Below are 11,321 nucleotides of genomic sequence, written 5' to 3'. Positions count from 1 at the left end.
AACGCTGTGGAAACCGGCCAGGCTGTGGATAACCCGGTGGACGACGGTCGGCCGGTGGAGCACCGGCCGACCGTGCCGTCAGATGTCGAGGAACCGCACATCCTTGGCGTTGCGCTGGATGAACGAGCGGCGTGCCTCGACGTCCTCACCCATCAGCACGCTGAACAGTTCGTCGGCGGTCGCGGCGTCGTCGAGGGTGACCTGACGCAGCGTCCGGGTGGCCGGGTTCATCGTGGTCTCCCACAGCTCGGGATAGTTCATCTCGCCGAGACCCTTGAACCGCTGGATGTCGTCCGGCTTGGCGTTGGGCTTCTTCTGCTGGCGCAGCGCGATCAGCCCGTCCCGCTCCCGGTCGGAGTACGCGTACTGGGCGTCGTCGCCCTTCTTGTTCCACTTGATCTTGTAGAGCGGCGGGGCGGCCAGGTAGACGTGCCCCAGCTCGACCAGCGGCCGCATGAAGCGGAACAGCAGGGTGAGCAGGAGCGTCTGGATGTGCTGGCCGTCGACGTCGGCGTCGGCCATCAGCACCACCTTGTGGTACCGCAGCTTCTCCATGTCGAAATCGTCGTGGATGCCGGTGCCCAGGGCGGTGATCAGCGCCTGGACCTCGTTGTTCTTGAGCACCCGGTCGATCCGGGCCTTCTCCACGTTGAGGATCTTGCCGCGGATCGGCAGGATCGCCTGGGTACGCGGGTCGCGCCCCTGCTTGGCCGAGCCGCCGGCCGAGTCGCCCTCGACGATGAAGACCTCGGACTCGCGCGGGTCGGTGGACTGGCAGTCGGCCAGTTTGCCGGGCATCGAGCCGGACTCCAACAGCGACTTGCGGCGGGCCAGCTTGCGCGCCTGCTGGGCGGCGATCCGGGCCCGCGCCGCCTGGGACGCCTTCTGGATGATCGTCTTGGCCTCGGCCGGGTTGCGGTCGAACCAGTCGACCAGCCGGTCGTTGCAGACCCGCTGCACGAAGCTCTTGACCGGGGTGTTGCCCAGCTTGGTCTTGGTCTGGCCCTCGAACTGTGGGTTGGCCAGCTTGACCGAGATGATCGCGGCCAGCCCCTCGCGGATGTCCTCGCCGGAGAGCTTCTCGTCGCCCTTGAGCAGCTTGCGGTCGGTGCCGTAGCGGTTGACCACGCTGGTCAGCGCCGCCCGGAAACCCTCCTCGTGGGTGCCGCCCTCGTGCGTGTTGATCGTGTTGGCGAAGGTGTAGACCGACTCGCCGTACGACTCGTTCCACTGCATGGCGATCTCGACCGACATGCCCTCTTCCTCGGCGGCGAACTCGACGACCGTCTTGTGCATCGGGTTCTTCGAGGCGTTGAGGTGCCTGACGAAGTCGGCGATGCCGCCCTCGTAGAAGAAGGTGACCTCGCGGGGCTTGCCCTCCTCGCCCTCGGCGACCCGCTCGTCGAGTAGGTGGATGGACAGGGCCCGGTTGAGGAAGGCCATCTCCTGCAGGCGGCGGTAGATGGTCTGGAAGTCGAAGTCGACCGTCTCGAAGACGTCCGGGTCGGGCCAGAAGGAGACCGCCGAGCCGGTGCGGTCGGTGGTCTCACCCTTGTCCAGCGGCTCCGGCTTGGAGTTGTGGTACTGCTGCCGCCACACGTGGCCGGACTTGTGGATCTCGACGGCCATCCGGGTGGACAGGGCGTTCACCACGGAGACGCCGACGCCGTGCAGACCGCCGGAGACCGCGTACGCCTTGCCGTCGAACTTGCCGCCCGCGTGCAGCACGGTCAGCGCGACCTCGACACCCGGCTTCTTGAGCTTCGGGTGCAGGTCGACCGGAAAGCCACGGCCGTTGTCGGTGACCCGGACCCCGCCGTCGGCGAGCAGCACCACGTCGATGGTGTCGCAGTAGCCGGCGAGCGCCTCGTCCACCGCGTTGTCCACGACCTCCCACACCAGGTGGTGCAGGCCACGCTCGCCGGTCGACCCGATGTACATGCCGGGTCGCTTGCGGACCGCCTCCAGACCCTCGAGGACGGTGATCGACTCTGCGCCGTAATCCTGCTTGTCCTGCGCTGCCACCCTCGGCCACTTTCTCGCACCGTCCGCGCCGAGGGCGCGGGGGCGCGGGTTCGGCGGACAGGACGCGACGTCGGCGTGCACGGGTGACGGCCCCACAGGGCCGTCGCAGGTCGTGCGCGCCGGTCGCCGCGGTTGCCCGCGGATCGCGATCGGCCAGACCCGACCCGGGACGTTGATCAAGGGCCGGTGAGGGCCCCCGTCCGTCGCACCGCGTCAGGTCGTCGTCTCAGCGTCAATCTTACTGTGCGCACACGACATAACCGCCACTCGGCACCCCTTGAAGGCGGCTCAGACCCTCGTAGCGGGCCGAATCTCGCTGTCCGCGACTCCCCCTACACGCCCCGGCCCGGTTTCCGTGCCCGCCGCCACCGGATAGTCCGGCTCGCCGGGTGGCGCGGGGTCGCGTCGGGCGGTGGTCGTACCGTAGCTTTGCGGCGCGCGACCAAGTCGCTCGTCTTGATCTTTTCCACCCGTAACCGGGACGATGGACCCGATCGATCCGACACGTGCTCTCGAGAGGTGACACCAGATGGGGCTGGACAATGTCGCGGTGCACTGGCCGCGGACCGGCCGCTTCTACGACCCGGTCGCGCCGGCCGAGTTCGTCGACTTCGGCGAGATCGTCGACATTCCCCGGATCTCCGCGCCGACCGCCGCGCTCGCCGAGCACATCGCCAAGACCGGCACGGTCCGGGCGACCGCGTACACCGAGCTGGTCGACCTGATCCTCGGCCTGGAAAATGTGCTCTACGCCACTGACGCCGCCGCCGAGGACGAGGATCCGGTGATCGACCCGGACGGCTGCGCCTGGATCGCCGACGGGGTGGAGAAGTTCGTCGCCCAGCACCGGCCGCACGGCGAGGCGGTGACCTTCGAGTCGGTCAGCGAGGTGCTCCGCGCGCTGCTCGGTGACGGCCGCCTGGCCGAGCAGCAGTTGCGCTGGCTGGGCAGTCGGCTCGACCGGCTGCGCGACGAGAACGGCGACCCGCCGCAGTGGGACTTCACCTGCGCCGAGCTGGGGGTGCTGGCCGCCTTCTACCGGCGCTGCGCCGACCGGGGCTTCGCGATCTACGCCGACGCCGAGCCCGGTCGTCGTCCGGGTCCGCAGCACTGAGCGGGTCCCGGCTCTAGGGGCTGTCCGGCGTCGGTGCGGAGGTCACCGCGCCGTTGGCGGCGGCGATCACCCGGGTCAGCGCCGCGTGCAGGTCGCGTAGCTCGGCCAGTGGCAGTCCGAGCCGGGCGACGACCGCCGGGGGGATCTGCTCGGCCTGTGCCCGCAGCGCCCGGCCGGTCCCGGTGAGCGACACGGCGAGGCTGCGTTCGTCGGCCGGGTCCCGTTCCCGGCGCAGGTAGCCGGCCGCCTCCAGCCGCTTGAGCAGGGGCGACAGGGTGCCGGGGTCGAGTTGCAGCAGTCGGCTCAGCTCCCGGACCGACAGCGGCGCGTGCTGCCAGAGCGCCAGCATGACCAGGTACTGCGGGTGGGTCAGCCCCATCGGTTCCAGCAGCGGCCGGTAGACCGCGACGACGCCCCGGGCGGCGACGGAGAGCGCGAAGCAGACCTGCTCCTCCAGCGCCAGCGGATCCCCGTCGGGTTGTCCGTCCACGTGTTCCTCCTCGTCGCCGTTGCGATGCTACCAATGCTTGGTGTACCAATTGTTTGCACACCAAGCTTCAAGGAAGGGTCGTTGCCGATGAGCGAGGACAAGCCGGCGGCCAAGGCCCCGGGCGAGGGTGGCCGGCTCCTGGCCTGGGCGTTCAAGAACCTGGCCGGTCCGCCGGAGGTGGCCGGCGCGGTGCAGGGCGGCTCCCGGCAGGCCCGCGACGCCTGGAAAGAGGACCTGGAACGACGCAAGCAGTGGAGCCGCGAGCAGCGGGAACGCAAACGCGCCGAACGGGAGGCCCGCCGCGCCGAACGGTGAACCTCAGCCGTACGTGTCGCGCGGCCCCCGACCGCGCACCCGGCGCGGCCCCCGCGACCAGGACGGCGCCGCCGGCCCGTGGATGTGCAGCTTGCGGACCACGTTGTGGCCGACCTCCCCGGCGATCCGCTTCAACAGCGATCCGGCGAGCAGCCGCAACTGGGTGGCCCACGCGGTCGAGCGGGCCTCCACGGTCAGCTCGCCGTCCTCCAGCTTGACCGGACGGCTGTGCTGGGCGATCTCCGGCCCGACGACCTTCTCCCAGGCGCCGAAGACGGTCGCCTCGGCCGCCGGCTGCTGCCAGCCCCGCGCCTTCATCAGCCGTTCCAGCACCGCGCCCAACGGCTGCGGGTCACGCGGGTCCGGCCCCGGCCCGGAGTAGCCCCGCAGCCGCCGGCCACCGCCGTCGGCCGCGCCGGTCACCCCCGGTCGCCGGGTGCGGGCCGCCGCCTCCCGCCGGGCCCTCGCCGCGTCCAGCACCGCCCGCGCCAGCTCCGGTCCGCTCGCCCCGGCGTCGGCACCCGACGCTCCGCCGGAACCCGAACCACCACCGGCCCGCCCACCGGCGGCCTCGGCGCGGCCCGGGGAGGCGGCCTCGGCGCGGCCCGGGGAGGCGGCCTCCGCACCAACGGCCCCGGCGTCCGCGCCGGTCCCGGCCGGTCGGGACCGCGCACCCTCTGCGCCCCCGCCAGCTCCCCCGGGGGTACGCGCACCGCGTGCCCCGCCCGGGGTGGTGCGCCCCGGGCGGCCCGTCGACCCGGTGGGCTGCTCCGGTTCAGCCGACACGACGGACCGTCCCCTCGCCGACGGCGTACCGGGCGCCACGCAGGGCCACCGGGACGTCGTCGTCCACCGCACAGGTGACCAGGAGCTGACCGGCCCCGCCGACCAGTTCGGCCAGTCGCTCCCGGCGGCCCGCGTCCAGCTCGGCGAAGACGTCGTCGAGCACCAGCACCGGTTCGATCCCGTCGGCGCGCAGCAGGTCGTACCCGGCCAGCCGCAGCGCCAGCGCGTACGACCAGGACTCGCCGTGGCTGGCGTACCCCTTGGCGGGCAGCGGGCCGAGGGTGAGCACGAGGTCGTCACGGTGCGGCCCGACCAGCGTGGTGCCCCGCTCGATCTCGGCCGACCGGGATTCGACCAGCGCGGCGGTCAACGCCCCGGCCAGTACCTCCCGGTCGGTGCCCACCCCGGTCAGCTCCACCGACGGCCGGTACGCGATGCCCGCCGCCCCGGCCCCCGCCGCCACCGCGTCGTACGCCTTCGCCACGTGCGGGGTGAGCGCGGCGACCAGTTCCAGCCGGCCGGCGAGCAGCTCGGCCCCGTGCCGCGCCAGGTGGGCGTCCCAGACCGCCAGGGTCGACAGGTCACCGCCGCGCGACCCGCCCGTCTTGCGGGCCAGGTACGCCGTACGCAGCAGGGCGTTGCGCTGCTTGACCACCCGGTCGTAGTCGGCGCGCACCCCGGCGTACCGGGGCTGCCGGAGCACCAGCAGGTCGTCGAGGTAGCGGCGGCGTTCCGCCGGGTCGCCCCGGACGAGTTCCAGGTCCTCCGGGGCGAACAGCACCAGCCGCAACGCGCCGATCACGTCCCGGGCCCGCCGGGCCGGGGAGCGCCCGAGCCGGGCCCGGTTGGCCTTACCGGGGACGATCTCCAGCTCGATCAGCAGCTCCCGGCCGTCGTGCACCACCGCACAGCGGATCACGGCGGCGGTCGCGCCCAGCCGGACCAGGGGGGCGTCGGTGGCGACCCGGTGCGAGTCCAGGGTCGCCACGTAACCCAACGCCTCGACCAGGTTGGTCTTGCCGACGCCGTTCGCACCGGTCAGGACGTTCGGACCCGGCTCCAGATCGACGCCGACCCGCTCGTACGAGCGGAAGTCGACCAGTTCGAGCCGGCGGACGTACACAGCCTGTGGATGCCGCTCAGCGCTTGTGCACGGCGTGCCCGCCGAACTGCTGGCGCAGCGCGGCGACCGCCTTCATCGCGGGCGAGTCGTCCTGCCGGGAGGAGAACCTGGCGAACAGGGCGGCGGTGATGACGTTGAGCGGGACGGCCAGCCGGATCGCCTCGTCGACCGTCCAGCGCCCCTCACCGGTGTCGTCGGTGTACCCGGTCAGCGTGGCCAGGTCCGGGTCCTCGTCCAACGCGCGGTCGAGCAGGTCGAGCAGCCAGGACTGGACGACCGTGCCCTCCCGCCAGGACTTGATGATCCCCGGCACGTTCGTGACCATCTCGGCGGCGGAGAGCAGCTCGAAGCCCTCGGCGTAGGCGTGCATCAGGCCGTACTCGATGCCGTTGTGCACCATCTTGGCGTAGTGGCCGGCACCGACCGGGCCGGCGTGCACGAAGCCGTGATCGCCGGCCGGCTTCAACGCCTCGAAGATCGGCATCAGGTGGTCGACGTGCTCCTGCGCGCCGCCGACCATCAGGGCGTAGCCGTTCACGTTGCCCCAGACACCGCCGGAGACACCGACGTCGACGTACCCGATGCCCCGCTCGGCCAGCCGGGCGGCCCGGGGCGCGTCGTCGCTGAACCGCGAGTTGCCGCCGTCGATGATGATGTCGCCCTCGCCCAGCACCTCGGCGAGCGCGTCGATCGTCGCGTCGGTCACGGCGGCCGGGACCATCACCCACACCGCCCGGGGCGACTGCAGCTTGTCGGCCAGTTCGGCGAGGCTCGCGACGTCACTGCGGTCGGCGTTGCGGTCGTAGCCGACGACCTCCTGGCCGGCGGCGCGCAACCGCTCGCGCATGTTGCCGCCCATCCGGCCGAGTCCTACCAGGCCGAGCTGCATCTGCTCCTACCTCCGTGCGTCCGGGTGCTGCCGGTGCCGATCAGCGGGACACGCGGATCGGCATGATGAGGTACCGGTACCCAGGGATGACCTCGCCATCCTCACCTGCGGGGGAAATCACCGCCGGCTTGAAGGCGTCCACGAAGCGCAGCAGGGCGTACTGGGCCCCCAGGTTGGCCAGGCCGTCGATCAGGTACTGCGGGTTGAACCCGATGGTCAGCGGCTCGCCGGTGAAGGTGGCCTCCATGGCCTCGCTGGCGCGGGCCTCCTCGGTGCCGCCGGCCTCGACGACCAGGCCGTCGGAGCTGAAACTGAGCAGTACCGGGGTGGTCCGCTCGGCGACCAGGGCGACCCGCTTGACCACCTCGATCAGGGTGCTCACCGGCACCCGGGCCTCGGCGTTGCTGGTGGCCGGGAAGAGCGAGCGGACCGGCGGGTAGTTGGCTCCGTCGAGCAGCCGGCTGGTGGTGCGGCGGGTGCCGCCGGAGAAGCCGATCATGCCTTCGCCGGCACCGCCCTGGGACAGCGCCATGGTCACCTGGCCGCCGAGCGGACCGAGCGCCTTGGCGGTGTCGTTCAGGGTGCGCGCGGGGACGAGGGCGTTGATGCTGATCTCGGGGTCGTCCGGGTTCCACTCCATCTCGCGCAGGGCGAGCCGGTAGCGGTCGGTGGCGAGCATCGCCAGGGTGCCACCGGAGAGTTCCAGCCGGACGCCGGTCATCATCGGCAGCGTCTCGTCGCGCCCGGCGGCGATGGCCACCTGGCCGACGGCGGCGGCGAAGGCGGCAGCCTCGACGGTGCCGGCGCTCTCCGGCATCTCCGGCAGGGCCGGGTAGTCCTCCACCGGCATGGTGGGCAGGGTGAACCGGGCGCTGCCACAGACGAGCTCCAGGTGGGCGCCGACCGCGGCGATGTCCACCGGTTTGGCCGGCAGCGCCTTGGTGATCTCGGCGAGCAGCCGGCCGGAGACCAGGGCGGCCCCGTCGGCGTCGCCCTGCACCTCGACGCTCACCTGGCTGGAGACCTCGTAGTCGAAGCCGGAGACCTGGAGGTTGCCGTCGGTGACCCGCAGCATCACCCCGGCGAGCACCGGTACGGACGGCCGGCTGGGCAGGCTCTTCGCGGTCCACGCCACCGCTTCGGCGAGCGCGTCGCGCTCCACTCGGAACTTCATCAATGCCTCCGCGTCGACGTCAGCGACAACTCTCTCATGCCGACCGCTGCCCACCGTCCCGCCCGACCGTGCGGGTACCCATCGCACCTTAGGGCGCGTGGGCATCGGCTGTGCGCCCGACCCCGTGCTTCCGGTGCCGGGGTGACTGCCGACGGCAGCGCTGCGGCCCGATCCACAGGAAGTCCAACGGTGATGATTGGTTTTTGATTCTTCAGAAGAGATAACTCATCGTCTTCATCGCACCTGTGCAAACTGTGGGTAACTCGCGTCCTCGCAGCTCAGACACGTTATCCACCGGTGGGTTCGCTGTGGAGAACCGGGGGGTAAACCCGGTCGGTGGTCCACAGGCACCCGGTGTCCCCAGAGTTGTCCACCGTTGTCCACCGGTTGTCCACCGGTAATCCACCGGGTTTACCCCCAACGCTGTGGACAACCGGTCGGGCCCGGACCGCCGTCGTCCCCAGAACCTTCAACAGGTTGCCCACAGGCCCACCGTCGTCGGTGGACAACGACGGGGTTGTCCCCAGCCGTCCACAGCACTGTCCCCAGGGTTTGTCCACAGTCTGTGGGTAACCGGCTCCGGACGGAGCGTGGTTATCCACCGGTTGTGGAACAGGGGGTGTGGACAACCGGGTGGTCCTGTGGACAAAGAAGACGACGTCATGCGCTGATCGTGGCCCCTCGACCCGGTCGAGGGTCAACCCTGCCGGGGCGTACCGGCACGCAGACGCCCGGCCGAGGGGCTCGGCCGGGCGTCGGTGGTGCGGCGGGAGTGGCGTACGTCTCAGGTGTTCTGCTTGATCCGGTTGGTCAGCTCGGCGATCTGGTTGTACAGCGAGCGCCGCTCCGCCATCTGCTGGCGGATCTTCCGGTCGGCGTGCATCACCGTGGTGTGGTCTCGTCCGCCGAACGCCTGCCCGATCCGGGGCAGCGACAGGTCGGTCAGCTCCCGGCACAGGTACATGGCCACCTGGCGGGCGTTCACCAGCACCCGGGAGCGCGAGTGCCCGCGCAGGTCCTCCAGGCTCACTCCGAAGTACTCGGAGGTGGAGACCATGATCTGGTCGGCGGTGATCTCCGGGCCGGCGCCGTCGGGGATGAAGTCCCGCAGCACCTCCTCGGCCAGCGACAGCTCGACGTTGGAGCGGGTCAGGCTCGCGAACGCGGTGACCCGGATCAGCGCCCCCTCCAGTTCCCGGATCGAGTTCGACACCCGGGAGGCGATGAACTCCAGCACGTCCGGTGGGGCGTACAGCCGCTCCTGGGCGGCCTTCTTCTGCAGGATCGCGATCCGGGTCTCCAGGTCGGGCGGCTGGATGTCGGCCAGCAGCCCCCACTCGAAGCGGGTCCGCAGCCGGTCCTCCAGCGTCGCCAGCTGCTTCGGCGAGCGGTCGGACGTGATCACGATCTGCTTGTTCGCGTTGTGCAGCGTGTTGAAGGTGTGGAAGAACTCCTCCTGGGTCCGCTCGCGGTTCTCCAGGAACTGGATGTCGTCGATCAGCAGGATGTCGACGTCACGGTAGCGGCGCTGGAACGCGCTGGTCTTGTCGTCCCGCAGCGAGTTGATGAAGTCGTTGGTGAACTCCTCGGTCGAGACGTACCGGACCGACCGGGCGTTGCCGAGCGTCTGGGCGTAGTGCCCGATCGCGTGCAGCAGGTGGGTCTTGCCCAGCCCTGAGCTGCCGTAGATGAACAGCGGGTTGTACGCCTTGGCCGGTGACTCGGCCACCGCGACGCTCGCCGCGTGGGCGAACCGGTTGGACGAGCCGATGACGAACGTCTCGAACATGTACTTCGGGTTGAGCCGGTTGCCACCGGACTCCGTACCGCCGGGGCGTCGGTCGCCGGCACCGGGGCGGTGGTCGACGCCGGCCCGACCGGGCCCGCTGTCGGTGGCGCCGTCGCGGGCCAGGCCGCGCGGACCCTGCGGGTCACGTGGCGTGCGCCCCTGGTCCCGGTACGCGGGCTCGTAGCCGCGCGGGTCGGTGTCCGGCCCGGTGGGTCGGTGGCGTTCCTCGGCACCGTGCCGCTCGGGGGCGGGGTGGTGCGGTGGTGGCGGCTCGGTGAAGGCGACGCCGAAGAGGGTGTCCTGGCCGCCGTCCCGGCTCGCCGGGACCCGGGGCGGGCGGTGCCCGTCGCGCTCCGGCGGCCCGGCCGGCGGCGGCTCCGCCCCGGACTGCTCCGGCGGCCGGGCCTCCCGCTGGTACGGCGGTGCCGCCTCCTGCTGGTACGGCGGGTCGGGTTCGTCGAATGCCTGCGGCCGGTAACCGGGATGGTCGTCGACGGACGGTCCGGTCACCACCGGGGTGGCCTCGGGCCCGCTGCGGTAGACGGTGCCGGCCGGTCGCCCGGCGGCGTCCTCGGCGATCCGGACGGTGACCGCGACCTGGATCGGTCGGCCCAGCCGACGGGTGAGCGCCTCGGTGATGGCCGGGCGTAGCCGGGACTCGATGACGTCCCGGGTGAAGGCGTCCGGCACCGACAGCAACGCGGTGTCCTCGACGATCGCCCGCAGCCGGGTCAGTCGGAGGTAGGCGCGCTGCTGGGCGGAGATGATCTCGTCGGCGAGTTCGTCCGTCGCCGCGGTCCACACCGCGGCAAGGTCGATCGTTCCGGCCACCGTCGTGCCACCCCCTCGCCTCTGCTCCCGGCCGCCGCTGTGGTCCAGCGGATCGTGCCGGGCCCGCCACCGCGTTCGAGCGGGTGGTACCTCTCACCCACCGGACGGCTGACCGGCCGGCATCCACAAGTTATCCACAGCCTGTGTGTACCGACCGATTGTGGCCGCCCGCCGGACGCGGGTCGGACCTGCCCCCCTTGTCGGGGAGGGCGTTGAAGCGGGTTCACCGTGCCGAACGATTCACTGCCGGGTCCGGTCTTGCGCTCCGAACGACAACCCGGACCTGAAGCTGACCGCAAACGCGCACGGTAACAGCGACGGCTGTCCGCCATCAACCGACGCCCCCGTCAGGATCGGGACGCGACGCCGGATCGGCGGTGCCGCGACCCCCCGGAGCCGCAGCCCAGGGTGGTTTGACGGTCATTGCCCCCCTGCGTAGGCTGGAGCGGCTGCTCTGTCGCCCTCTGCTAGGGTGATGGGTGCTTGCTGTCCGTGGTCGCCGCCTCGCCCCGTCGAGGTTCCGTGCCGCCGGGCAGCGCCGATCGGAGGCCACCGCCGAGGTGGTCTGGTCCACCAAACGACCCCGGGCGAACCCGCACCGGGGACGTACGAAAACGGAGAGCCTGACGTGAGCAAGCGCACCTACCAGCCGAACAACCGCCGGCGCGCGAAGACCCACGGCTTCCGGCTGCGCATGCGCACCCGGGCCGGCCGCGCCATCCTGTCGACCCGCCGCGCCAAGGGCCGCGCCCGCCTGTCGGCCTGAGGCCGACCGGTCCGGGGAC

Annotated in this window: 9 protein-coding genes and 1 pseudogene; 3 read left to right on the top strand and 7 right to left on the bottom strand. The window is 71.4% G+C overall.

The genetic code is table 11. The features are described 5' to 3' along the window. Positions 1 to 78: 78 nt before the first annotated feature. A complete protein-coding gene (gene gyrB, locus ACN261_RS09260; protein ID WP_421484820.1) occupies positions 79 to 2,025 on the bottom strand; it encodes a DNA topoisomerase (ATP-hydrolyzing) subunit B in 1,947 nt (648 codons plus the stop codon). 529 nt (positions 2,026 to 2,554) lie between these two features. Here gyrB and ACN261_RS09255 point away from each other — a divergent pair. Next, positions 2,555 to 3,139 carry a hypothetical protein gene (locus tag ACN261_RS09255; protein WP_421484819.1) on the top strand — a complete coding sequence of 195 codons (585 nt, stop codon included), beginning with the start codon at positions 2,555 to 2,557 and terminating at the stop codon, positions 3,137 to 3,139. Positions 3,140 to 3,152: 13 nt separating this feature from the next. On the opposite strand, the gene ACN261_RS09250 is transcribed toward ACN261_RS09255, so the two are convergent. Then, positions 3,153 to 3,629: a MarR family winged helix-turn-helix transcriptional regulator gene (locus ACN261_RS09250; RefSeq protein WP_421484818.1), complete on the bottom strand. Its 477-nt coding sequence runs from the start codon at positions 3,627 to 3,629 to the stop codon at positions 3,153 to 3,155. An 87-nt stretch (positions 3,630 to 3,716) separates the two neighbouring features. Here ACN261_RS09250 and ACN261_RS09245 point away from each other — a divergent pair, with 87 nt between their 5' ends. Beyond that, positions 3,717 to 3,944: a hypothetical protein gene (locus tag ACN261_RS09245; RefSeq protein WP_145917177.1), complete on the top strand. Its 228-nt coding sequence runs from the start codon at positions 3,717 to 3,719 to the stop codon at positions 3,942 to 3,944. Between the two features lie 3 nt (positions 3,945 to 3,947). On the opposite strand, the pseudogene ACN261_RS09240 reads toward ACN261_RS09245, so the two are convergent. From ACN261_RS09240 to dnaA, 5 genes and pseudogenes are all read right to left on the bottom strand, one after another. Continuing rightward, a pseudogene (locus ACN261_RS09240) lies at positions 3,948 to 4,466 on the bottom strand (DUF721 domain-containing protein); the annotation flags it as partial. A gap of 253 nt (positions 4,467 to 4,719) precedes the next feature. Further along, entirely contained in the window at positions 4,720 to 5,853 is a 1,134-nt protein-coding gene (gene recF, locus ACN261_RS09235) for a DNA replication/repair protein RecF (RefSeq protein ID WP_425849518.1), read from the bottom strand. A gap of 16 nt (positions 5,854 to 5,869) precedes the next feature. Then, positions 5,870 to 6,742, bottom strand: a complete 873-nt coding sequence (gnd, locus tag ACN261_RS09230) for a phosphogluconate dehydrogenase (NAD(+)-dependent, decarboxylating) (protein ID WP_204925525.1) — start codon at positions 6,740 to 6,742, stop codon at positions 5,870 to 5,872. Positions 6,743 to 6,782: 40 nt separating this feature from the next. Then, complete coding sequence (gene dnaN / locus ACN261_RS09225; RefSeq protein WP_421484815.1) at positions 6,783 to 7,916, bottom strand: DNA polymerase III subunit beta; 1,134 nt, start codon at positions 7,914 to 7,916, stop codon at positions 6,783 to 6,785. Positions 7,917 to 8,700: 784 nt separating this feature from the next. Then, complete coding sequence (dnaA, locus tag ACN261_RS09220) at positions 8,701 to 10,536, bottom strand: chromosomal replication initiator protein DnaA (RefSeq protein WP_425849515.1); 1,836 nt, start codon at positions 10,534 to 10,536, stop codon at positions 8,701 to 8,703. Positions 10,537 to 11,164: 628 nt separating this feature from the next. Between dnaA and rpmH the strand changes: the two genes are divergently transcribed. Further along, the gene (gene rpmH / locus ACN261_RS09215; RefSeq protein WP_007073824.1) at positions 11,165 to 11,302 is read left to right on the top strand and encodes a 50S ribosomal protein L34; all 138 of its coding nucleotides are present in this window, start codon (positions 11,165 to 11,167) and stop codon (positions 11,300 to 11,302) included. Positions 11,303 to 11,321: the final 19 nt, after the last annotated feature.

Origin of the sequence: Micromonospora sp. WMMD723 (assembly GCF_049863385.1) — a bacterium.
Classification (GTDB): domain Bacteria; phylum Actinomycetota; class Actinomycetes; order Mycobacteriales; family Micromonosporaceae; genus Micromonospora; species Micromonospora wenchangensis.
Note: the sequence above shows the minus strand (reverse complement) of the source record. Positions and strands in the feature narration are given on the sequence as shown.